The organism is Vibrio sp. HS-50-1, from assembly GCF_024747315.1.
GTDB lineage: Bacteria > Pseudomonadota > Gammaproteobacteria > Enterobacterales > Vibrionaceae > Vibrio > Vibrio diabolicus.
The window spans coordinates 298,226-321,542 of sequence record NZ_JAMPZF010000007.1 but is presented as its reverse complement, the minus strand read 5'-3'; the positions used below and the strand labels follow the sequence as shown (position 1 = coordinate 321,542).

The following is a 23,317-nucleotide window of genomic DNA, read 5'->3' as shown; positions in this document are numbered from 1 at the left end:
TAAAATTAGGCCTAATTATTTGTGGTGTGAATTTAGCCTTAATCTATTTATGGTTTAAATTTTCGCCTGGCTCGTTAAAGTAATGACATTTTACTTTTTAAAATTGAATGCAGGGAAATCAGCAGTGTTCGGTAGTCGTTTTGAAGATATTAATTTCAAAGGGGATGTATTTGGCGGGGTAACCACAGCGATTATCTCTCTTCCTTTGGCGTTAGCGTTCGGTGTTGCATCCGGTGCAGGGGCAGAAGCAGGCCTCTGGGGCGCAATAATGGTCGGTTTGTTTGCTTCGTTGTTTGGTGGTTCTAATACGTTAATATCAGAACCAACAGGGCCAATGACGGTAATCATGACCGCTGTGTTAACCAGTATGATGGCGAAGTATCCAGAAACGGGCATGGCCATGACCTTTACGGTTGTTATGATGGCTGGTGCGTTCCAAATCCTATTAGGGACGTTAAAACTGGGTAAATACGTTACCTTGATGCCTTATAGCGTGATTTCGGGCTTTATGTCAGGGATTGGCGTGATTCTTATCATTTTGCAGCTATCACCTTTGATGGGGCATGCCGCGCCTTCTGGAGGAGTGCTCGGAACATTATCTGCTTTGCCGGAGACCATTTCTAACCTTAAGTTCAGTGAACTGTTTTTAGGTCTACTGACTTTGGGTATTCTCTTTTTCTTCCCTAAGCAATATCGAAAATATGTACCAGCGCAACTCGTAGCGTTGGTTGCGGTGACTTTGTTGTCTGTGATGCTCTTCGATACGGAAGACATTCGTCGTATCGGTGAAATCCCAGCTGGGTTGCCTTCTCTCGTTGCGCCTCATATTGATCCAGATATGTTTGTTGAGATGGTTATTGATGCGTTGGTGCTCGGCACCTTAGGTTGTATCGACACTTTGTTAACGGCGGTTATCGGTGACTCCTTGACTCGTAAAGAGCACGACTCAGACAAAGAACTGCGAGGCCAAGGTCTTGCCAACATGATCTCAGGCTTGTTCGGTGCACTACCTGGCGCGGGCGCAACGATGGGCACGGTGACTAACATTCAAGTTGGGGCTCGTTCGCCATTGTCCGGTGTGATTCGTGCACTTATGCTTGCATTGGTCGTATTGGTTGCTGGTGGATTAACGGAGCCGATCCCAATGGCTGTGTTGGCTGGCATTGCAGTATATGTCGGCTTTAACATTTTGGATTGGAGTTTTATTCAACGAGCACACAAGGTTAGCTTTTCCGGAATGGCGGTAATGTATGGCGTTATGTTGCTCACAGTGTTCGTTGATCTTATCGTTGCCGTGGGCTTGGGCGTCTTTATTTCCAACATTATTATCATTGAGCGTCTGAGCCGAGAGCAGGCGAGACAAGTGAAAGCGATCAGCGACGCGGATGAAGACGATGTGCCGCTAACTGACAGCGAGCGTGGCTTGCTGGATCGTGCTAATGGAAAAGTGCTGTTCTTTTATCTTTCCGGTCCGATGATCTTCAGTGTTTCTAAAGCCATTTCACGTCAGCACTCCAGTATTTCGGATTATGATGTGATGATTCTCGATCTTACCGATGTACCTATGATTGATGTTACTGTCGGTTTAGCGTTAGAAAACGCGATTAAAGATGCGCTCGATGCTAATTGTGCCGTGTATTTGTTGTGTCCAAATGAGCGCACGCGAGAACAGCTAGAAAAGTTCCACGTTATTGATCTTGTCCCGAATGACAATATGTACCAATTCCGTTATGAAGCATTAAATGCGGCGGTAGCTCATGTCGAGGCGGACCAGTATCAGCGTATAACGGCGTAATCACTCTGATCGTTAAAAACGCAACAGCGCTCTGTTGCGTTTTTTATTCCCTAACTTTTCCTTACTTGCAGATAACCTTTACGTTGATAGGGACTATATTTCCAATATTATCGAAAGGTTTAATTGTAATCATCGTTATTCAACGATAAACTGATGGACCTCCAGTACAATACCCAAGGCGATTTCGTAGTAAACCGCTGATAAACATCGAGTCGGTATTAGTAATCACAAACAAACGGCAATCAAGACCTTATGTACGCATTAGAAATTGAACAGCTGCGCAAGACGTATGCAGGTGGCTTTGAGGCGTTAAAAGGTATTAGTCTCCAAGTGAAAAAAGGTGACTTCTACGCGCTTCTGGGTCCCAATGGTGCAGGAAAATCGACCACGATCGGCATCATCTCCTCCTTAGTGAACAAAACTTCTGGAACGACGAAAGTTTTCGGTTATGACATTGATACCGACCTTGAGTTGGCCAAACAGAATTTAGGCTTGGTGCCACAAGAGTTCAACTTCAATCAGTTTGAAACCGTTGAGCAAATTGTGATGCAGCAAGCGGGCTATTACGGTGTGTCTAAAGTATTAGCCAAAGAACGAGCTGAAAAGTACCTGAAAAAACTCGATTTATGGGAAAAACGTAAAGAGCGTGCCCGTAATTTATCTGGCGGGATGAAGCGCCGTTTGATGATCGCCCGAGCTTTGATGCACGAACCGCAGTTACTCATTTTGGATGAACCAACGGCTGGGGTGGACATTGAACTACGCCGCTCAATGTGGGAATTTCTGAAAGAGATCAACCAAGAGCAAGGGATTACGATTATTTTGACGACGCACTACCTAGAAGAAGCGGAGATGCTGTGTCGAAATATCGGCATTATTAACCGAGGTGAGTTGATCGAAAACACCACCATGAAGGCGTTGCTAGGTAAGTTAAGCGTCGAGACATTTATCCTAGACATTGAATCTGAAGGCGAGGTGCCTGAGCTTGAAGGCGTCAATCGACAAAGTATTGTTGATGGCTCTTTAGAGATAGAGCTAGATAAAAGCCAAGGATTGAATTCAGTGTTCAGTCAGTTAACAGAGCATGGTATTAAAGTTCTTTCAATGCGTAACAAAGCCAACCGACTGGAAGAGTTGTTTGTTAGCATTGTAAGAGAAGGGAGTAAGTAAATGTACGGTTTATATTGGACGGCATTTCGTAGCTTGCTGAGCAAAGAGATCACCCGTTTTACGCGTATTTGGGTGCAAACTTTAGTTCCGCCTGCAATCACAATGACACTGTATTTCATCATTTTCGGTAATCTTATTGGCTCTCGAATCGGTGAGATGAGCGGCTTTAGCTACATGGAGTACATAGTTCCAGGTTTGATCATGATGTCGGTTATCACCAATTCATACTCGAATGTGGCGTCTTCGTTCTTTAGTGCAAAGCTACAGAAGAACATTGAAGAGCTGCTGGTGGCACCGGTGCCAAATTACGTGATTATTGCTGGATACGTAATGGGCGGTGTGACTCGAGGTTTGTTAGTAGGCGCTATTGTTACCTGTGTGTCTCTATTGTTTGTGGATCTGCAAGTTGAACACTGGGGTATTATTGTTGCGACCGTCTTCATGACATCAGTTGTATTTGCTCTAGGCGGGCTGATCAATGCGGTCTATGCAAAAACGTTTGATGATATTTCGATCATTCCTACATTTGTGTTGACCCCGTTAACCTACTTGGGTGGTGTTTTTTATTCCATCAGCTTACTGCCTGAATTTTGGCAAGGTGTCTCTAAGATTAACCCAATCGTCTACATGGTGAATGCGTTCCGTTATGGTTTTTTAGGCGTATCGGATGTAGGTATTGTCACTTCATTCAGTGTGCTTGCGGTGTTTGTGATAGCGCTGTATGCCGTTGCTCATTACTTAGTAACGAAAGGTATTGGGCTAAGAAGCTAAGACTCTCCCACACAACAAAGAGCAGCGAATCATGCTGCTCTTTGGCATGCATAACAATACATACCCATACAATCTTTCAGTTTTTATCATGATAGGTTTTAATCATTTGTAATAAATGAGTGATCCTATGAATATTGTCCCGCCGCCGCCTTTCTCCTATCAGTTACTTAAGCCCAAATATTGGTCTGTATGGCTAGCATTTGGCTCTCTAGCGGTTATTGTAAATCTACTCCCTTACGTGGTGTTGCAAATCTTAGGTAGAGGCATCGGTTGTGTTGCGATGCATGTAATGAAGCGCCGACACAAGATCGCTCTGCGTAATCTCCAGCTGTGTTTCCCTGATTTTACGGATTGGCAATGTAAGGACGTAGTACGAAAAAACTTTCAATATACGGGAATGGCGATCATCGAAACGGGCATAGCGTGGTTTTGGCCAGATTGGCGGATTCGTCGGATAACCTCTACTGTTGGAAAAGATCGTTTACTCGCTGAGGAAAAGAATGGCCGTGGTGTGTTGGTGGTGTGCAGTCACCATTTAAACTTGGAGATAACCGCTCGTATTTTTAGCCAGTTTGCCAAAGGTTACGGTGTGTATCGCCCAAACACGAACCCTGCTTATGAGTTTATTCAACATCGAGGTCGAACTCGTTTTGGGCATCAAATGATTGATCGAAAAGACGTTAAATCAATGCTCAAAATTCTGAAAAATGGTCATCGACTGTGGTATTTGCCCGACCATGATTATGGCGTCAGCCATTCTGTTTTTGCGCCGTTCTTTGCTGTTGAACAAGCCGCGAGTACCGTGGGCTCTAGTGTGCTTATAGACGCAACAAAGTGTGCGGTCATATCTGGCGTCACAGTGAGCAAGAATCACCATTACACGTTGTATATTGGAAAAGATATCAGTGAGCGTTTCGAGAGGCGTAATGCGATTAAAGCGGCAAGTATCTTGAATCAAGAACTCGAGAAAATGATAAAACGTGATATTCCAGCGTGGATGTGGCTGCACAAGCGGTTTAAAACACGCCCTGAAGGGTTAGATTGCGTCTATACGTAGAACATAAAAAAGGTCGACTAAGAGTCGACCTTTTTACGCCTTGATGGCTCAGAGCTTACTCTGCGCTCTCTGAGTTTGTATTACTAGACTCTGCTTCTTCCTTCGCTTCGACAACCATATCTACCGTTTGGTTATCGATAAGACGAGCTTTGCCTAAGAACGCAGACATCAGAATGACGGCTTGTGTCGTTTCTGGCGTGATCACTTGTAAAGTACGAGCATCACGAATGAAGATCTCATCAGGGTGCAAACCTGCAGCTCGAAGTTGGTCGCTCGCATCTTCGATGATCGATGCGTAGTCATCTCGGCCACCGCGAATGGCACTGCTGATCCAACGCATTGTACGAGCAAGCACTGGCGCACGTTGACGTTCGTCAAGTGTAAGCAGACCATTGCGTGAGCTCATAGCTAACCCGTCCATTTCACGTACGGTTGGTACACCAATGATTTCAATGTCCATCGCAAGATCGACAACCATCTTGCGGATAACCGCAAGTTGTTGAAAATCTTTCTCACCAAAACAGGCCACATCTGGCTGAACGATGTTAAATAGCTTGTTTACGATGGTTGTGACGCCACGGAAATGACCTGGGCGTGAAGCCCCTTCAAGAATTGTCGATAGACCCGGAACATCAACAAACGTTTGTTTATCAAGCCCTTCAGGATAGATAACTTCTGGTGTTGGCGTAAATACCACATCGACCCCTTCAGAGGTCAACTTGCTTAAGTCTTCCTCTAGCGTACGTGGGTAATTATTTAAATCGTCTGCACGATCAAACTGCATCGGGTTAACAAAGATGCTTACGACAACGATATCAGCGTGTTCGCGTGCTTTACGCACTAAAGTTAAGTGACCTTCGTGAAGGTTGCCCATGGTTGGGACAAACGCAATTTTACGACCTTCACGTTTAAAGGTTTTAAGGTGTTCACGAACTGCTGAGATTTCCGCAAAAGTTTGCATGCATTTATCCTCTAGGCAATGGTATGAGCGTCGTCTGGGAATACACCGTTGGCTACATCTTCAATGTATTTAGCAACGGCTTTGCGCATATCACCTGTTTCAGCAAGAAAGTTTTTGGAGAATTTCGGCATGTAGTTGGCAGAGATACCGAACATATCATGCATCACGAGAATTTGACCATCTGTCACGTTACCAGCTCCAATACCGATAACAGGCACGTCGAGCACTTGCGTAATACGCTCAGCAAGCTCAGCAGGCACGCACTCTAGTAAGACGATTTGAGCGCCTGCTTCTTGTAGTGCTAACGCATCTTTCACCATGCGGTCCGCTTTTTCTTGATCGCGACCTTGAACTTTGTAACCACCAAAAATATTCACGGCTTGAGGAGTTAAACCAAGGTGAGCACAAACTGGAACCGAGCGTTCAGTGAGCATTTTTACAGTGTCGACTAGCCAGTCACCACCTTCAATTTTCACCATATTGGCACCAGCACGCATCAGTGTAGCCGCATTTTCGCAAGCTTGCTCTGGCGTGGTGTAGCTCATGAATGGCATGTCAGCCATCAACAAACAATTTGGGCTACCTGCGCGTACGCAACGAGTATGGTAAGCGATATCATCGACCGTTACTGGCAGAGTATCGTTGTGACCTTGCAAAACCATACCTAGAGAATCACCAACAAGAAGTACTGGCATTTCTTGGCTTTCAAACAGTTGGGCAAAGCTCGCATCATAAGCGGTTGAAGTAGCAAATTTACGACCTTCTTGCTTCCACTTGATTAGGTCGTTGATGGTCATTTTTTTCATGGTTTTATCCTTACTAGGAGTTGGCTATGACTGCCAGATACTGAGGCCGTTTCTATCTACTTGTTCCAGTAGTTTAGAGACCTCGGTCCCATCGGGGAGTTGTAAACTTGGTGCAATTTCCGCAAGAGGGTAGAGTACGAATTCACGCTCTTTCATTCCATAATGAGGAACGATCAGCCTCTCGGAATTAATCACCTCATTGCCATAAAGAACAATGTCGAGGTCCAAGGTTCTTGGTCCCCAACGTTCGTCTTTACGGACACGCCCTTGTTCTTGCTCAATGGCTTGTGTGCAATCGAGCAACTCAAGAGGCGTCAAACTGGTGTTAATCGACACAACCGCATTGATGTAATCCGGTTGGTTTTGTGGTCCCATTGGCGTGCTGCTGTATAGCGAAGAAGCCTGAACAAATTCTGATTTAGGCAGCGTTTTTAACGCTTCAATCGCTTGCTTCGCTTGGCTGACAGGATCAGCCAAGTTACTGCCTACCGCAATGTACGCTGTGATCATGACTTAGGCTTACTCTTTTTCTTGCGATAGGTTTTACGGCGGCGCTGACCACTCTTCGGTGATTGACCGTCTAGGTCGGCAGCCATTGCTTGACGCATTTCTCGGCCTGCATTTTGGAAAGTTTCCCACCACTTGGCAAGCTTCTGAGTGTCACCACCTTCAATTTCACCGCGCATTTCAAGAAAATCAAAGCCAGCTCTAAATTTATTGAGCTCCATAAGACGGAATGCACGTTTACCGTTGCGTCGTGGAAGACGAAGCTGTAACTGCCAAATCTCGCGAATGGTTGCGGTGTGGCGTCTTGGAATGGCAATTGTACGAACTTGTTCATCAAGAATGATGTTACTCGCTTCCATAATAGCGTCGTAATGGCCTAGGTTGCGCTCTTCCATCAGTTCATCAGCTTTCGCACACAGTGGGTACCACAGCATTGCAGCAAACATAAATGCTGGATTGATGCGTTTCCCATCTTCGATGCGCATGTCGGTAGAATCTAGGACAAGATCCAACATTTGCTCAGTGTGAGAGGAGTAATCTTCTGTAAAGTGCGCTGCAATCGTCGGGAAGAGCTGTTGGAATAGGTTGTACTCACGCAGTAGGTGGTAGGTTTCTAAGCCATGACCGGATTGCAATAACTTGAGTGACTCTTCAAAAAGACGCGCTGACGGAATGTCACCGAGCAACGGTGCCATGTGTTCGATTGGTGCCGCGGTGTCTTCTTCAATATCAAAGTCCAGCTTTACCGCGAAGCGAACCGCACGCAACATACGTACTGGATCTTCACGGTAGCGTGTTTCTGGATCGCCAATCAGTCGAATGAGGCGATCTTCTAAATCCTCAATACCACGTGCGTAGTCGTGAATCGAGTAATCCGCGATGTTGTAGTACATCGAGTTAATCGTGAAATCACGGCGCTCAGCATCTTCATCGATGGTGCCGTAGACATTGTCCCGCAGCAGCATTCCTTCTTTCGATTGCTGAGAGATGCTCTTATTCTTTTGCTCTTGGTGGTGACCGCGGAATGTCGCTACTTCAATGATATCTCGGCCAAACATAATGTGAGCCAAGCGGAAGCGGCGACCAATCAAACGGCAGTTACGAAATAGCTGTTTGATCTGTTCCGGCGTTGCGTTGGTCGCAATGTCAAAATCTTTTGGTTTCTGTCCAAGCAGTAAGTCTCGAACCCCGCCACCCACAAGAAAAGCATCGAAACCAGCACCATTTAGGCGGTACAGTACCTTCAGTGCATTATCACTGATCTGCTTACGCGAAATGTTGTGCTCTTCACGAGTTATTACATTGAGAGCGAGCTCTGGAATAGTGGCAGGTTCGCTTGGTGTATAGTCGTTTGTATTCATGTGCATCTGGCAATAACTGGGTTTAGTCCAATCTTGCTTTGGTTAGTTTTTGCGCCTCTAGGGCCTAATTTGCGGCTAATGATAGCCTACACAATGCCATTTGAGAATCACGGTGTGATCTCGATCTCTGTTGGAAGCTGTTCCAAACGCCAGTTTTCGCAGCCCCAACGAAGAATCTCTTCTATGTTGGCCGCTTTTATGGCTTCAGGTATCTCGAAGCCCAAAAATGTCATGGCGCGTAATAGAGTAGGCTTTGGTGTCTCTATATCAATAGCCGTCGCGTGATTTTGTTTCGACAGTTTATTGCCGTTGTTGTCCATCGCCAATGGTAAATGCAAGTAGCTGACTTCAGGCTGCCCAAGTATCTGGTACAGACTGATTTGACGCCCTGTTGGCTCGATTAAGTCTGCACCACGCACGATTTCGGTGACGCCTTGGTCGATGTCGTCCAATACTACCGCAAGATTATAAGCAAATAATCCATCTCGACGTTTAATAATGAAATCTTCATTAACGAGTTGCTCTGGAATCTTAATTGTTCCACGCTTCTGATCGAAGAAATGAGCGACAGGCTTGGTCATTTTTAGGCGAATCGCGCCGTCTTTCAAGTTTTTATCGCGGCAAGTGCCAGGATAAAACCCGCCATGCTCTTTAATTTGCTTTCGAGTACATTGGCAATAATAGGCTTCACCATTTTCGAGCCATGTGTTTATTTGAGCTTGGTAAAGGTCATGACGTTCACTCTGGTATACCACCTCTCCATCCCAATGCAGCTGATAGGCTTTGAGCGCATCTAGGATAAGTTGCGCCGCACCTGGCATTTCTCTTGGTGGGTCCAAGTCCTCAATACGTACTAACCAGGTTCCGTTGTGTGCTTTCGCTTGAAAATAGCTGCCAAGAGCGGCAATCAGTGAACCAAAATGTAAAGGACCAGAAGGAGATGGGGCGAATCGACCTACATAGCGTGTCATGCGTGTATCTCGAATTTAGTAAACAAATGGGATGCAAAGGTAGTCAAAACAAAAAGGGAGCCTGAGCTCCCTTCAATAATCATAATGCTTGGTTGATTAACCTTGCATTTGCTTCTCTTTGATTTCTGCAAGTGTTTTACAGTCAATACATAGGTCAGCGGTTGGACGTGCTTCAAGACGGCGAACGCCAATCTCTACGCCACAAGACTCACAGAAGCCAAAATCGTCTTCTTTGATTTTATCCAAAGTCTTTTCAATCTTCTTGATCAAACGGCGTTCGCGGTCGCGGTTACGCAGTTCTAGGCTGAACTCTTCCTCTTGAGAGGCGCGGTCAACTGGATCTGGGAAGTTTGCTGCTTCGTCCTGCATGTGGTGAACGGTACGATCCACTTCAGCTCTCAGCTGGTCGCGCCAAGCTGTTAAGATTTTCGTAAAGTGTTCAACCTGCTCTGGTGACATGTACTCTTCACCAGGTTTTTCCTGATATGGCTCCACGCCGGCAATGGCTAGGATGCCTATCGTTTTCTTCTTTGATTCTGGCATACAGCATCTCCTACTTACACCTAGTCAACTGCTACGCAGTCAATTTAAGGCGGGTATCTATAGCAAAAAGAGGCGGTGCAAGCAAATACTGAATCGCAAAGTTATCGTCAATGTGAAGACGACATCATTTTTTCTCTTAATTGATAAAATCAATAGCGGAAATCAGCTTCATTCCAGTATCGCTCAGTTCAGCTTTGTAGCAGAGAACTTCCACTCCAGCGTCTTGTGCTTGTTTGAGTAATAGTGAATATTTCGCGTCTATATGGTGCGCCGCGGATACTTTTTCAATACCTGAATGTAAAACAGTGAATAAAAGTATGGCTCTACTTCCATTTTGTGCCATTTCTGTGAGCTCTCTCAGGTGCTTTTGTCCCCGAGTCGTGACCGCATCTGGGAAGTATCCTTGTCCAATAGAGTCGGTCTCATCAAGAAGAGTGACGCTTTTCACTTCTATATAGCACTTTGGCTTGTTGTCTGCGCTGAGCAAGATATCAATTCGGCTATTTTCATTACCGTATTTCACCTCAGTTTGAAGTGTGTCATAACCACAAAGCTCTGAAATGACATTATTTTCAATAGCCTCAACGGCTAATTGGTTGGCGCGCGCGGTATTGATACAAATGCGGTGGCCTTGTTCGGTTTCACTCAACTCCCAACTATTGGGATATTTTCGTTTCGGGTTGTCGGAAGTGGAAAACCAAACTTTGTTTCCGGGTGTCGCACAGCCTGTCATAGCGCCAGTGTTTGCGCAGTGGATAGTACGGATTTCACCAGTATCGAACTCGATATCGGCAAGAAAGCGTTTATAGCGTTTGAGTAGAGTGGCGGACTCTAAAGCGGGTGTGAAATGCATTTGCTTATTTAGACAAAAATTTTTTTATGTACAATATTGCCACCATTACACCATAAGGTATTTCCTTTGTCACAATTGCCGATTGAAGCCGTGATGCCTGAGTTGCTGACGGCGGTCAAAAATCAACATCAAGTGATCTTAAAAGCGGCGCCTGGTGCCGGTAAGTCGACTTACTTCCCTTTGCAGTTACTCTTAAATCATTCGGTTGCTGGAAAAATCATCATGCTTGAGCCAAGACGACTCGCGGCGCGTAACATAGCCCGTTATCTTGCTGAGCAATTGGGAGAGCAAGTAGGGCAACGCGTGGGTTATCGAGTTCGTGGCGAGGCAAAGGTAAGTTCTGCAACGCAGCTAGAGATCGTGACCGAAGGGATCATGACCAGGATGATCCAAACGGACCCTGAACTGGATGGTGTTGATCTGCTGATCTTTGATGAGTTTCATGAACGCAGCATTCATGCCGATACCGCTTTGGCATTCAGTTTAGAAGTTCAAGAGGCATTGCGAGACGATCTCAAGCTGGTGGTAATGTCGGCAACGCTTGATCAACAAGCCTTACAGTCGTTGTTGCCGGAAGCCAGTTACATTGAATCAGAAGGACGCAGTTTCGACGTAGACATGCGTTACCAACCGTTAGGTGTGAATGATCATTTACCTACGAGTATGGCAAAAACAATAGAAAGTCTTATGAACAAAGAGTCCGGCTCTTTGTTGGCTTTCCTACCGGGCGTTGGGGCCATTAAACAAGTCGAAGAACGTTTATCTCATTTGGCGGATGATATTGAAGTGTGTCCGCTTTACGGGCAACTGAGCTTTACTGAGCAACAAAAAGCCATCACGCTGGCAGAACACGGCAAGCGTAAAGTCGTACTCGCGACCAACATCGCAGAAACTTCACTGACGATTGAAGGCATTCGCCTTGTGGTTGATTCTGGGTTAGAGCGTATTGCCCGGTTTGATTTGAAAAACGGTTTAACACGCTTAGAGCAAACACGCATTGCACAGTCTTCAGCGATTCAGCGTGCAGGACGAGCAGGGCGGATCGAAGAGGGCATTTGTGTTCGTCTTTATTCTGAAAGTCAGTTCAAGCAGCAACCGCTGGTTCCCCAACCTGAAATTTTGCATTCCGATCTATCGAGCTTAGTCATGGAGCTGGCCTTTTGGGGAGCGAGTGATATCCACGATCTCAAGTGGCTTGATGTTCCCGCTAATGCGTCATTGGAACAAGCGAAGCAGCTATTGGTGTCATTGGGACTACTGACGGAAAAATGGCAATTAACGTCCGAAGGAAAACAGGCGCATGAACTAGGCGTCGAGCCTCGTGCGGCTGCGATGCTAATTAAAGCGCAATCTTACAGTGATAAGATGTTAAATGCTGCTTTGGCGGCGGTCGCACTGATTGAAGAGCCAGAAAGAAACGTCACCAATATCGCTCATAGTTTGCATCGTTGGCTTGTTGGTACTCATCCAAAAAAGTCGATGTTGTTCAAGCGTGCTCAATCTCTGGCGTACAAATTAGATACGGTATTTGACCTGAAAGGCGTGGATGAAGAGGCATTACCGCTGGTGTTAAGTTTGGCATTTCCAGATCGCATTGCGCAGCAGCGCACAAATCAATTTGGGCGATTTACTTTGGCTAATGGTCATGGTGCAGAATGTCGTCAGGAAGACATGCTAGGTGGCTGTGAGTATTTGGTTGCCGTTGACTTAATGCGTTCTCATTCTAACTCCAGTCAAATTCATTCGGCATGTGAATTGGATGTCAATATATTGCGAGCGACCTTTGAAGCGCTATTTTCGTCTGAAGAAGTTGTAGACTGGGATGAAAAAAGAGGGCGTCTAATGGCTGAGCGACAAACAAAACTCGGTCAGCTGGTGGTTGAACGCGAGCCTTTGCCAAGCCCTGGCAAAGAAAAAATGACACAAGCTTTACTCACGTATGTCCGCCGCCAGGGCTTACAGAGTCTAAACTGGACACCGGCAGCGGAGAGCTTGTTGGCTCGGGTTCGTTGTGCGGTGGAATGGTTACCCGAGCAATCATGGCCAATGTTTGATGAAGCCAGTTTGTTGGATTCATTAGAAGAGTGGTTAGAGCCGTACATGACGTCCGTCAGTTCGGTTAACGATTTGAGCAAGATAAACTTGGTCGAAGCGCTGAACGCTCGATTAGGTTGGCCACTCAATCAACAACTGGATGAATGGTTACCAGAGCATTACCAACTGCCTACAGGTTCAAAGAAGCGTATCCGTTACCAGTATGGCCATGAGCCGAAATTATCGGTGCGTATGCAAGAGGTATTTGGTGAGAGTGGCTCCCCTACGGTAGCGCTTGGTCGTAAGCGTTTAGTGCTTGAACTGCTTTCGCCGGCACAACGTCCGCTGCAAGTGACGTCTGACTTGGCGGCTTTCTGGAACGGAAGCTATAAAGACGTTCAAAAAGAGATGAAAGGGCGCTACCCAAAACACGTTTGGCCAGATGACCCTGCCAATCATGTAGCAACTACGAAAACAAAAAGACAATTGAATAATGACTAACAGCAAGAAGCCTAGCGCGAAAAAAGCGCCAGCGAAGAAAAGTACAACCAATAAAGGAACGACAAAACCGACTCGACGCACACCGAGTAAAAAGCCGGCTAACGAGAAACGTTCGTGGCTGAAAGTTTTGTGGTCATTTAGCTGGAAAGCCGGTGTTGCGCTTGCCGCTGTTTTGCTGTTTGTTGGGATTTACTTAGATAGTGTCGTGAAAGAGCGCTTTGAAGGTCAGCTGTTTGAACTGCCAACGGTGGTTTATGCTCGCATCTTGAACTTAAATCCGGGTGAAAATATCACCATTCAAGAACTGCGCAACGAGCTGGATGTACTGAATTACCGTAAGGTAAGTCAGCCTCGCTATCCTGGTGAGTACTCTTCTTCTTCCACTCGTATTGAGCTGATCCGTCGTCCATTTGAATTTGCCGATGGTCCTGAACCGGATCGTCACGTGATGCTCCATTTTTCAGATTCTGGCTTACAGCGTATTCAGTCTTTAGAGTCCCGAGGTGATCTTGGTTACTTACGCTTAGAACCGAAGATGTTGGGGATGCTGGAGAAAGATCAAGATGAGCAGCGTCTGTTCTTGCGTCGTGATCAGTTCCCAGAAATTTTAGTTGATGCACTGCTTGCGACCGAAGACCGGGATTTTTATCAACACGATGGGGTGTCTCCACTCGCGATTGCACGAGCAATGGTTGCAAACATTAAAGCGGGTCGTACTGTTCAAGGTGGTAGTACGCTAACTCAGCAGTTAGCGAAAAACCTATTTTTGACCCGTGATAAAACGCTGTGGCGTAAAGTTCGAGAAGCGTATATCGCGTTAATTTTGGATTACCGTTACAGCAAGGATCGTATTTTGGAAGCCTACCTTAACGAAGTGTACCTGGGGCAAAGCGGTGGTGAAGCGATCCACGGGTTTGGCTTGGCATCGCGTTATTACTTTGGACAACCGATCCAAGAGCTGCGAATCGATCAGTTGGCGATGTTAGTTGGGATGGTAAAAGGACCATCTTACTACAATCCAATTCGTTACCCTGAGCGCACGAAAGAGCGTCGCGATCTTGTATTACGTTTGTTGATGCAGCAAAACATGCTGACATCTGAGCAGTATGAGCAAGCCGTCAGTCGTTCGCTTGATACGCAGAGCAAACCACGTATTGCGAGCCGTCAGCCCGCTTATTTCCAACAATTGAGCATTGAATTGAAAGAAAAAGTGGGGGAGCGATTTAAAGCGGAAACCGGGCTGCGCGTGTTTACGTCTCTGGATCCGGTATCGCAAAGCAAAATGGAGCAAGCCATCGCGAAAAAGATCCCGGAGCTAGCTAAACGAGGCGGTAAAGAATTGGAAGCTGCCGCTGTTGCGGTTGATCGTCATAGTGGTGAAATCCGTGCCATGGTTGGCGGTAAACGTGTTGGTTATGAAGGTTTTAACCGCGCGCTCAATGCCAGTCGTCCAATTGGTTCTCTAGTTAAACCAGCGATTTACTTGACGGCTCTAGAACAGCCGGAAAAATATAACCTAGGCACGACGCTGCACGACACGCCGCTAAGCCTGAAAAGCAGTAAAGGTAATGTATGGACACCGCGCAACTACGACCGAAAATACCGTGGTGATGTGCCACTCTACATTGCTTTAGCGAAGTCACTCAACGTGCCAACTGTGCGCTTAGGCATGGCGCTTGGTATCCCAGAAGTATCCGATACTTTAGAGCGTTTGGGCGTCAACAAAGACGAAATCCGCCCAGTGCCTTCGATGTTTTTGGGCTCGTTTTCTTTGACGCCGTTTGAAGTCGCGCAGATGTATCAGACACTGACGAACTCAGGCAAACGTGCGAAACTGACCGCTCTGCGTTCAGTGATGGATATGGAAGGTAATGTGCTGTATCAATCCTTGCCTCGTTCATCAAGAGCCGTGGATGAGCAAGCAGCATGGCTAACGACCTACGCGATGAAACAGGGGGTTGCTCAAGGTACAGGCCGCTTCTTACAAAGCCAGTTTGGTTGGGCTGCACTGGCAGGAAAAACGGGTACCAGTAACGATAACCGCGATAGCTGGTTTGTCGGTGTTGATGGCCGTGAAGTGACGACAATTTGGCTAGGCCGCGACGATAACAAACCGGTTCATCTAACGGGGTCGAGCGGTGCATTACGAGTGTACGCAGAGTATTTGAAGCAACGCATTCCTGAGCGTTTAGAGCTTCCATGGCCAAGAGAGATCACCACGTTAGGATTTAAGCCGACATCAGATGGTGGTTTAGAAATGAACTGTCGTAGTGATTATAAACTGCCAGTTTGGGATAAAACGGGTCAAATAAAGCAGCAGTGTGAGAAGAAATCAAACTGGCTTAACAGCTTATTTGATTGGTAGCATCGCCAAATCAACAACATTAGCTTGTTTATCTGATTAATTCTTAGTACATATTAGGGCGTGTTAGTACAGTACTGCTAGCACGCCCTACTTGATCAGATATTCAATAAAGGAAGAAGTGAATGTTCAAAAAGCTGTTATCAAGCCCATCGGTTCGCAACTTTGCGCTTTGGGTTAGTACCTTTTTGATGATCACTCCTTCTGTTTCCCTCGCAAACTCTCCAACAAAAACGGATGACTTGGAACCTCGACCAAAGGTGGCGGTTGTGCTCGCTGGTGGCGGAGCGAAAGGGGCGGCACACATTGGGGTTTTAAAAGCATTGGAAGAAATGCAGATCCCTGTCGATATTGTGACCGGTACCAGTATGGGCGCCTATGTGGGTGGGCTCTATGCCACGGGTATGAGTGCTGATGAAATCGAGAGTTTTATCTACACCGTCGATTGGGGCAGCGGTTATCGAGATCGTGTTGACCGTAGCCAACGTCGAGTTCGTGACAAAGAGTATGAAGACCGCTACCAAATTAATACCGACCTCGGCTTAAGGTTCGGTGAGGTACGAGCACCAACGGGTGTGGTGCAAGGCCAGAACATGTTGCGAGTATTGCGTGAGACTACAGGGAACTTAGGGCGATTCGATTCTTTTGATGATCTTGCCATTCCTTATCGCTCTGTGGCGACAGATATTCTTGCGCTAGAGGAAGTGGTTCTTGGCAATGGCTACCTTGTGGACGCCATGATGGCCAGTATGTCTGTACCAGGAGCGCTCCCTCCCTATAAGCTCAATGGCCATATGCTTGTCGATGGTGGCGTCGTTAATAACATGCCTGTCGATGTGGCTCGCGCCATGGGGGCAGATGTTGTTATTGCTGTCGATATTAGCACCGACTACAAAACCGAAGATGAATTTACCGGGCTGTTTACTGTCGCGGACCAACTCTCTAACTATCTCGTTCGTCGTAGTACACAACAGCAAGTGGACGAGCTTGAACCTCAAGATATTTATATTCGTCCCAATGTGGGCACCATGGAAACCGTCGAGTTCGACAAAATGCCTTGGGCTTTTCAAGCGGGCTACGATATTACCAAGCAGCTTGAAGATAAGCTGCTTGGTCTAAGTTTATCGAACGCAGAATACCAAAAGTACATCGATCACAAGCAAGAGGTACGTAAGACGCTGGTTTACGGTGATAAACGCATTGTTGATGACATTGTGATAGTGAATAACACCCACTACAGTGATGTATTACTTACTAACCGTATTCAATTGAAAACAGGTCGTCGTATTCCAACGGCTGAAATAGAAAAAGCTGTTGAAAATCTCTATGCGTTGGATCGTTTTGAGTTAATCACTTATCACTTTGAAGATGTTGATGGTAAGACATTGTTGGTTTTTGATGTTAACGAGAAGTCGTGGGGGCCTAATTATCTCAACTTCCGATTTTTTCTTGAAGATGACTTCGATACAGATAGCCAGTACGGCATAGGAATATCGACCAACTTTACCAATTTAAACTCTCATGGCGCGGAGTTGGCGTTCAACGTAGAAATGGGCACGGATAAGCTGATTGAAGCTGAGTTGTATTCTCCTGTTTTATCTAGCCAAGAACTTTTTGTATCGGGGCGAATTTCCTATGGCAGTGAGAGCCGAAACTTACCTTTAACAGAGCCTCAAGCACCAGATTTAGAGTCAGTAAATGACTTTTTTCCGGTCACTTACGATGATTTTACAACAGAGTTAGCGATAGGTATCCAACCCACATTGTGGCAAGAACTTCGATTTGGCGCTCGCTACTCAACCGGAGATATTGAGCTTTCTACTTTGGCTTCTGCTGGTAAATTGGATTTTGAACGTCGTGGCCTGTTTGCCAACTATCGCCTAGATACACTTGATGATTTCGCATTTCCGACTCGTGGACTTTTAGTCGATCTCGAATATTTAGTGTCTCATGATCAAAGTCCTCAAGGCGTTAGCCTTTTAGAGACTGACAAAATTATTGAAGATACCGTGTATGAAATCTCTGCACGATTTAAAGGTGCAGTGAGTCATCAGCGTCATACTTTAGTCGGACATGCAGAATATAGCTTTGTAGAAAGTAAAAACTCATCGGTTCCGCTTGATCCGAGAGAGTTAGGCGGCTTTTTAAACCTATCTGGTATCCCAAGAAATAGCTTGATTGGACAGAACCTGTTTTTTAGTAGCTTGGTGTACCGATATAAGTGGTTTGATAATGATTTCGGATTGTTTGAAGCTCCAGTCTACCTGGGCGCATCGGTCGAATATGGCGGTGTTTGGTCTGATAATGATCTGAAACTAAACGAAGCGCCGCTTTACAATGCAGGCTCCATCTTCTTCGGTGTTGACTCACCAATAGGACCAATAATGTTGGCATACGGTCGTACCGAGCAAGGTTTGGATGCTGTGTATTTGATCGTAGGAACATCGTTTAATTAATCGGGTATGAGAAAGCAAAAACTTGGCATATTTGGTCAAAATTAGCAGAACTTTAGTCGTAAGTTGCTATGTTGGTCAAAATGATAAGATTTTAATTTAAGGTTAAATTTGCTATTATTTTGCCCACAGTTTGGCCTCTACGGCGCTGTTTCTCAATCATAATTGAATGAAAACAAGGGCAATGGAGAGCCAAGTTTCCAAGGATGTTCACTCCTTTACTTTAACAATAGTAATAATAGAGGAGGAACCGCAATGAGAGGAAAAAGTCGTGCTTGAAGCCTACCGTAAACACGTCGAAGAGCGTGCTGCTGAAGGAGTTGTTCCTAAACCGCTAGACGCAGAACAAGTTGCTGGACTTGTAGAACTTCTGAAAAATCCCCCGCAAGGTGAAGAAGAGTTCATTCTTGACCTACTTGAAAACCGTATCCCTCCAGGTGTTGATGAAGCTGCTTATGTAAAAGCGGGTTTCCTAACAGCAGTAGCAAAAGGTGAAGTTAAATCACCATTAGTGAGTCGTGAAAAAGCGGCTGAACTGCTAGGCACTATGCAAGGTGGTTACAACATCGAGCCGCTAGTTGAGCTACTTGATGACGAAGCACTGGCAGAGATTGCTGTAGAAGCACTGTCTCATACACTTCTGATGTTTGATGCTTTCTATGATGTAGAAGAGAAAGCAAAAGCAGGCAATGCGCATGCACAGAAAGTACTTCAGTCATGGGCTGATGCTGAGTGGTTCCTTTCTAAGCCTAAGCTTGAAGAAAAAGTCACTCTAACTGTATTTAAAGTAACAGGTGAAACGAACACGGATGACCTTTCACCTGCACCTGATGCTTGGTCTCGTCCTGATATCCCAGTGCACGCACTTGCGATGCTGAAGAACGAGCGTGAAGGCATCAATCCTGATCAACCGGGCAATATTGGTCCGATCAAGCAAATTGAAGAATTGAAAGACAAAGGTCACCAATTGGTTTACGTTGGTGATGTTGTTGGTACTGGTTCTTCACGTAAATCTGCAACCAACTCAGTACTTTGGTTCATGGGAGATGATATCCCTTACGTTCCAAACAAACGTGCTGGTGGTTATGTGCTTGGTGGTAAAATTGCACCTATCTTCTTCAACACAATGGAAGATGCGGGCGCACTACCAATCGAAGTCGACGTGACTAAGCTCAACATGGGCGATGTTATCGATGTTTACCCATATGAAGGTAAAGTTTGTAATCACGAAACAGGTGAAGTTTTAGCTGAGTTCTCGCTGAAAACGGAAGTACTGATTGATGAAGTTCGTGCTGGCGGTCGTATCCCATTGATCATCGGTCGTGGTTTGACAGACAAAGCGCGTCAATCGCTAGGTCTTGAGCCTTCGGATGTATTCCGTAAACCTGGTGAAATCGCAGATTCTGGCAAGGGTTACACGCTTGCACAGAAAATGGTTGGTAAAGCGTGTGGCGTAGAAGGCATTCGCCCTGGTACCTACTGTGAGCCGAAGATGACGACAGTAGGTTCGCAAGATACTACTGGCCCTATGACTCGTGATGAACTTAAAGACTTGGCGTGTCTCGGCTTCTCTGCTGACCTTGTCATGCAGTCTTTCTGTCACACCTCTGCGTATCCAAAACCAGTAGACGTAAACACGCACCACACACTTCCGGACTTTATCATGAACCGCGGTGGCGTATCTCTTCGCCCGGGTGACGGTATTATCCACTCATGGCTAAACCGTATGCTACTGCCGGATACTGTCGGTACTGGTGGTGACTCGCATACTCGTTTCCCTCTAGGTATTTCATTCCCAGCAGGTTCGGGTTTGGTTGCCTTTGCTGCTGCGACAGGCGTTATGCCACTAGATATGCCTGAGTCAATCTTGGTTCGCTTTAAAGGTGAAATGCAACCGGGTATCACACTGCGTGACCTTGTTCATGCCATCCCTTACTACGCGATTCAGCAAGGTCTACTAACGGTAGAGAAAGCGGGCAAGATCAACGAATTCTCTGGCCGTATCCTTGAGATTGAAGGCCTAGAAACGCTAACTGTTGAGCAAGCATTTGAGCTGTCTGATGCTTCTGCTGAGCGTTCGGCGGCAGGTTGTACTGTGAAACTGTCGCAAGAGTCGATCGAAGAGTACCTAAACTCTAACATCGTGATGCTGAAGTGGATGATCTCTGAAGGTTACGGTGACCGCCGTACTATCGAACGTCGTATTACAGCGATGGAAGAGTGGCTAGCAAATCCTGAGCTGATGCAAGCGGATAAAGACGCTGAATACGCACATGTTATTGAAATCGATATGGCTGAAATCAATGAGCCAGTACTATGTGCACCAAATGATCCGGATGACGCTCGCTTGTTGTCTGAAGTACAAGGCACAGCGATTGATGAAGTGTTCATCGGTTCTTGTATGACGAACATCGGTCACTTCCGTGCTGCTGGTAAGCTGCTAGATAAGTTCAACGGACAGCTTGCAACTCGTCTATGGATCGCTCCGCCAACGAAGATGGACAAGGATCAGCTAACGGAAGAGGGTTATTACGGTATCTTTGGCCGTGCTGGGGTTCGAATCGAAACACCAGGATGTTCACTGTGTATGGGTAACCAAGCGCGTGTTGCAGACAAATCAACAGTGATGTCGACCTCAACGCGTAACTTCCCGAACCGTCTAGGTACTGGTGCGAATGTTTACCTGTCGTCTGCGGAACTAGCTGCCGTAGGTGCAATCCTTGGTAAGATTCCAACCAAAGAAGAGTACTTGGAGTATGCGAAGCAAATTGATGCAACCGCTACAGATACTTACCGCTACTTGAACTTCCATAAAATGGATCAGTACACCAAGAAAGCGGATGAAGTGATCTTCCAAGAGCCTGCATAAGCTTAACTGCACAATTAAAAAGCACCTCAAACGAGGTGCTTTTTTTATGGGTGCAATTCGCTATACTCCGCACCAAATTGATACGAAAAGGCAATCTCGATGGAATTTGAATTCATCCGTAACACGTTAATGGGCGAGTACTACGTAAAATGCAGCATGGGGCATGAGATTGTTGGGCGCTGGCTGCAAGAAGAAATTGGCAAAGATCCTATGAAGATTGCTCAGGTTGAAAAGTTAATTGAGCAGTCATTTTCAGCGCCTTCTCAAGAGCATAACCTAACAGGTACAGAAATTAGCTTGATGATTCAGGGCGATGAAGTCCTAGTGCAAGAAAACGCATTGGCCCATGACCATGATGTTGAGATGGAAAGTGAATTCGATTTCTACAATGCAGAAAGTACAGCAAGCTGTGGAATAGAGGACTTCATGATTCTTATCGAGCGATGGAAAGACTTTTTGAACATTTAGTGCACAGTTTTGGGTAACTTTCCTTCTGTTGCTTTAAATTTGTGAAAAGGGCGCACCGATATGGTGCGCCCTTTTTGTTTATAGATATGTAAATTGACGTTAGTTTTTATTATTCAATGACTTAAAAACTTGGCACGTAGATTGGATTATTAGAAGTGTTTCAGGATGAAAGCTTCGGAGAGAATTGAATGAAAATAATCAATGCCATTATTAAGCCGTTTAAATTAGACGATGTGCGAGAAGCATTGGCTAACGTCGGTATCGAAGGGATGACGGTATCAGAAGTTAAAGGGTTTGGTCGTCAAAAAGGCCACACGGAACTGTATCGCGGCGCTGAGTATCAGGTCGATTTCCTACCAAAAGTGAAAATTGAAATCGCTACTCACGCGGATAATGTTGAGCGAGTGGTTGAAGCGATTACAAAAGCTGCGCAAACAGGAAAGATTGGTGACGGTAAAATTTTTGTCTACGACCTGAACCAAGCGGTGCGTATCCGAACGGGCGAAATGGACGCAGAAGCACTTTAAGAATTCAAGGGATTGGAGAAACTTATTATGGAATTAACAACAACAGTAACCGAGTTACGTTACGCACTTGACACCTTTTTCTTCCTCATTTCCGGTGCGTTGGTAATGTGGATGGCAGCTGGTTTTGCGATGCTAGAGGCTGGTCTTGTGCGCTCTAAGAACACAACAGAAATTCTTACGAAGAACATCTGTTTGTACGCAATTGCATGTACGATGTTTCTGATCGTTGGTTACAACATCATGTATGTCGACAACGGGGAAGGAGGCTGGTTACCTTCATTTGGTGCGCTGATTGGTACTCAAGGTGAAGGGGCTGATCACTCTCTAGAGTCTGATTTCTTCTTCCAAGTCGTCTTCGTTGCAACCGCAATGTCTGTCGTTTCTGGTGCGGTGGCTGAACGTATGAAGCTTTGGTCTTTCTTGGTTTTCTCTGCGATTTTGACCGCATTTATCTACCCAATGGAAGGTTATTGGACATGGGGCGGTGGTTTCCTAGCAGAAGCTGGATTTAGCGACTTTGCAGGTTCAGGTATCGTACATATGGCTGGTGCTTCTGCAGCTCTCGCTGGTGTATTGCTTCTTGGTGCTCGTAAAGGTAAATATGGCAAAAACGGTGAAATCTACCCGATTCCAGGTTCAAACATGCCTTTGGCAACACTAGGTACTTTCATCCTTTGGTTTGGTTGGTTTGGGTTTAACGGTGGTTCTCAGTTGATGGTTTCAGACTTTGAGAACGCAACAGCGGTAGGTCAGATCTTCCTAAACACCAACGCAGCAGCTGCTGCAGGTGCTATTGCGGCGCTATTTGTATGTAAAACAACTTGGGGCAAAGCGGATTTAACGATGATTCTCAATGGTGCGCTAGCTGGCTTGGTTGCCATCACTGCAGATCCTCTATCACCATCGCCATTATATGCGGTTGCTATCGGTGCAGTATCTGGCGCGCTAGTCGTATTCAGCATCATTGGCCTAGATAAACTGAAAATTGATGACCCAGTCGGTGCGATTTCAGTGCACGGTGTTTGTGGCTTCTTTGGTTTGATGGTTGTGCCACTAAGTAACGGCGATGCTACATTCGGTGCACAGCTTTTAGGTGCTGTCGTTATCTTTGCTTGGGTATTTGGTGCCAGCCTAGTTGTGTGGGCTATCTTGAAAGCAACCGTTGGAATTCGCGTCACGGAAGATGAAGAAATGGAAGGTATGGACATGCATGATTGTGGCGTCGGTGCGTACCCAGAATTTGTCACTGTGAAGTAACCAATAGCCTGTAATAAATAGTTACACTCTCAACATATAAAAACCTGCTCC

General features: G+C 45.9%; 18 protein-coding genes. 11 read left to right on the top strand and 7 right to left on the bottom strand.

Translation table 11 applies throughout. The features are described from left to right. Positions 1–124 precede the first annotated feature (124 nt). From NDJ01_RS07175 to NDJ01_RS07160, 4 genes are all read left to right on the top strand, one after another. Entirely contained in the window at positions 125–1,795 is a 1,671-nt protein-coding gene (locus tag NDJ01_RS07175; protein ID WP_046875129.1) for a SulP family inorganic anion transporter, read from the top strand. A gap of 252 nt (positions 1,796–2,047) precedes the next feature. Continuing rightward, positions 2,048–2,965, top strand: coding sequence for an ABC transporter ATP-binding protein (locus tag NDJ01_RS07170; protein WP_005396713.1), 918 nt, complete (start codon positions 2,048–2,050; stop codon positions 2,963–2,965). Continuing rightward, entirely contained in the window at positions 2,966–3,736 is a 771-nt protein-coding gene (locus NDJ01_RS07165; protein ID WP_005396714.1) for an ABC transporter permease, read from the top strand. Between the two features lie 127 nt (positions 3,737–3,863). Next, entirely contained in the window at positions 3,864–4,793 is a 930-nt protein-coding gene (locus NDJ01_RS07160; protein WP_258586490.1) for a Kdo(2)-lipid IV(A) acyltransferase, read from the top strand. Positions 4,794–4,848: 55 nt separating this feature from the next. Here the strand turns inward: NDJ01_RS07160 and panC are convergent, their stop codons facing one another. From panC to sfsA, 7 genes are all read right to left on the bottom strand, one after another. Continuing rightward, the gene (gene panC, locus NDJ01_RS07155) at positions 4,849–5,754 is read right to left on the bottom strand and encodes a pantoate--beta-alanine ligase (protein ID WP_258586489.1); all 906 of its coding nucleotides are present in this window, start codon (positions 5,752–5,754) and stop codon (positions 4,849–4,851) included. 11 nt (positions 5,755–5,765) lie between these two features. Further along, positions 5,766–6,560, bottom strand: a complete 795-nt coding sequence (gene panB / locus NDJ01_RS07150) for a 3-methyl-2-oxobutanoate hydroxymethyltransferase (protein ID WP_005396718.1) — start codon at positions 6,558–6,560, stop codon at positions 5,766–5,768. A gap of 24 nt (positions 6,561–6,584) precedes the next feature. Further along, positions 6,585–7,070, bottom strand: a complete 486-nt coding sequence (folK, locus tag NDJ01_RS07145) for a 2-amino-4-hydroxy-6-hydroxymethyldihydropteridine diphosphokinase (RefSeq protein WP_005396720.1) — start codon at positions 7,068–7,070, stop codon at positions 6,585–6,587. Next, the gene (gene pcnB / locus NDJ01_RS07140; protein WP_046875073.1) at positions 7,067–8,434 is read right to left on the bottom strand and encodes a polynucleotide adenylyltransferase PcnB; all 1,368 of its coding nucleotides are present in this window, start codon (positions 8,432–8,434) and stop codon (positions 7,067–7,069) included. Before pcnB ends, folK begins: the two co-directional genes overlap by 4 nt. Before the next feature lie 101 nt (positions 8,435–8,535). Next, entirely contained in the window at positions 8,536–9,399 is an 864-nt protein-coding gene (gene gluQRS, locus NDJ01_RS07135; protein ID WP_047008971.1) for a tRNA glutamyl-Q(34) synthetase GluQRS, read from the bottom strand. A 96-nt stretch (positions 9,400–9,495) separates the two neighbouring features. Further along, complete coding sequence (gene dksA, locus NDJ01_RS07130) at positions 9,496–9,942, bottom strand: RNA polymerase-binding protein DksA (protein WP_005386584.1); 447 nt, start codon at positions 9,940–9,942, stop codon at positions 9,496–9,498. Positions 9,943–10,078: 136 nt separating this feature from the next. Then, positions 10,079–10,795 (bottom strand): DNA/RNA nuclease SfsA, encoded by a 717-nt coding sequence (gene sfsA / locus NDJ01_RS07125; RefSeq protein WP_047008970.1) that lies wholly within the window; start codon positions 10,793–10,795, stop codon positions 10,079–10,081. 66 nt (positions 10,796–10,861) lie between these two features. On the opposite strand from sfsA, the gene hrpB reads away from it, so the two are divergent. From hrpB to NDJ01_RS07090, 7 genes are all read left to right on the top strand, one after another. Then, complete coding sequence (gene hrpB / locus NDJ01_RS07120; RefSeq protein ID WP_258586488.1) at positions 10,862–13,330, top strand: ATP-dependent helicase HrpB; 2,469 nt, start codon at positions 10,862–10,864, stop codon at positions 13,328–13,330. After that, positions 13,323–15,695, top strand: a complete 2,373-nt coding sequence (mrcB, locus tag NDJ01_RS07115; RefSeq protein ID WP_005396725.1) for a penicillin-binding protein 1B — start codon at positions 13,323–13,325, stop codon at positions 15,693–15,695. The genes hrpB and mrcB overlap by 8 nt, the downstream gene beginning before the upstream one ends. Positions 15,696–15,817: 122 nt before the next feature. After that, positions 15,818–18,148, top strand: a complete 2,331-nt coding sequence (locus NDJ01_RS07110; protein ID WP_053809213.1) for a patatin-like phospholipase family protein — start codon at positions 15,818–15,820, stop codon at positions 18,146–18,148. A gap of 268 nt (positions 18,149–18,416) precedes the next feature. Continuing rightward, a complete protein-coding gene (acnB, locus tag NDJ01_RS07105) occupies positions 18,417–21,014 on the top strand; it encodes a bifunctional aconitate hydratase 2/2-methylisocitrate dehydratase (protein WP_258586487.1) in 2,598 nt (865 codons plus the stop codon). A 99-nt stretch (positions 21,015–21,113) separates the two neighbouring features. Continuing rightward, complete coding sequence (locus tag NDJ01_RS07100; RefSeq protein ID WP_012841428.1) at positions 21,114–21,482, top strand: YacL family protein; 369 nt, start codon at positions 21,114–21,116, stop codon at positions 21,480–21,482. Between the two features lie 188 nt (positions 21,483–21,670). Then, a complete protein-coding gene (locus NDJ01_RS07095; RefSeq protein ID WP_005396729.1) occupies positions 21,671–22,009 on the top strand; it encodes a P-II family nitrogen regulator in 339 nt (112 codons plus the stop codon). A 27-nt stretch (positions 22,010–22,036) separates the two neighbouring features. Continuing rightward, positions 22,037–23,266: an ammonium transporter gene (locus NDJ01_RS07090; protein ID WP_046875065.1), complete on the top strand. Its 1,230-nt coding sequence runs from the start codon at positions 22,037–22,039 to the stop codon at positions 23,264–23,266. Positions 23,267–23,317 lie beyond the last annotated feature (51 nt).

What these genes read in the sequence shown, in the direction of transcription:
- panC (WP_258586489.1), bottom strand. Translation starts at nt 5,754, where the DNA reads ATGCAAACTTTTGCGGAAATCTCAGCAGTTCGTGAACACCTTAAAACC.
- NDJ01_RS07100 (WP_012841428.1), top strand. Translation starts at nt 21,114, where the DNA reads ATGGAATTTGAATTCATCCGTAACACGTTAATGGGCGAGTACTACGTA.
- mrcB (WP_005396725.1), top strand. Translation starts at nt 13,323, where the DNA reads ATGACTAACAGCAAGAAGCCTAGCGCGAAAAAAGCGCCAGCGAAGAAA.
- NDJ01_RS07110 (WP_053809213.1), top strand. Translation starts at nt 15,818, where the DNA reads ATGTTCAAAAAGCTGTTATCAAGCCCATCGGTTCGCAACTTTGCGCTT.
- dksA (WP_005386584.1), bottom strand. Translation starts at nt 9,942, where the DNA reads ATGCCAGAATCAAAGAAGAAAACGATAGGCATCCTAGCCATTGCCGGC.
- NDJ01_RS07160 (WP_258586490.1), top strand. Translation starts at nt 3,864, where the DNA reads ATGAATATTGTCCCGCCGCCGCCTTTCTCCTATCAGTTACTTAAGCCC.
- NDJ01_RS07170 (WP_005396713.1), top strand. Translation starts at nt 2,048, where the DNA reads ATGTACGCATTAGAAATTGAACAGCTGCGCAAGACGTATGCAGGTGGC.
- pcnB (WP_046875073.1), bottom strand. Translation starts at nt 8,434, where the DNA reads ATGCACATGAATACAAACGACTATACACCAAGCGAACCTGCCACTATT.
- gluQRS (WP_047008971.1), bottom strand. Translation starts at nt 9,399, where the DNA reads ATGACACGCTATGTAGGTCGATTCGCCCCATCTCCTTCTGGTCCTTTA.
- panB (WP_005396718.1), bottom strand. Translation starts at nt 6,560, where the DNA reads ATGAAAAAAATGACCATCAACGACCTAATCAAGTGGAAGCAAGAAGGT.
- NDJ01_RS07165 (WP_005396714.1), top strand. Translation starts at nt 2,966, where the DNA reads ATGTACGGTTTATATTGGACGGCATTTCGTAGCTTGCTGAGCAAAGAG.
- NDJ01_RS07090 (WP_046875065.1), top strand. Translation starts at nt 22,037, where the DNA reads ATGGAATTAACAACAACAGTAACCGAGTTACGTTACGCACTTGACACC.
- NDJ01_RS07095 (WP_005396729.1), top strand. Translation starts at nt 21,671, where the DNA reads ATGAAAATAATCAATGCCATTATTAAGCCGTTTAAATTAGACGATGTG.
- folK (WP_005396720.1), bottom strand. Translation starts at nt 7,070, where the DNA reads ATGATCACAGCGTACATTGCGGTAGGCAGTAACTTGGCTGATCCTGTC.
- sfsA (WP_047008970.1), bottom strand. Translation starts at nt 10,795, where the DNA reads ATGCATTTCACACCCGCTTTAGAGTCCGCCACTCTACTCAAACGCTAT.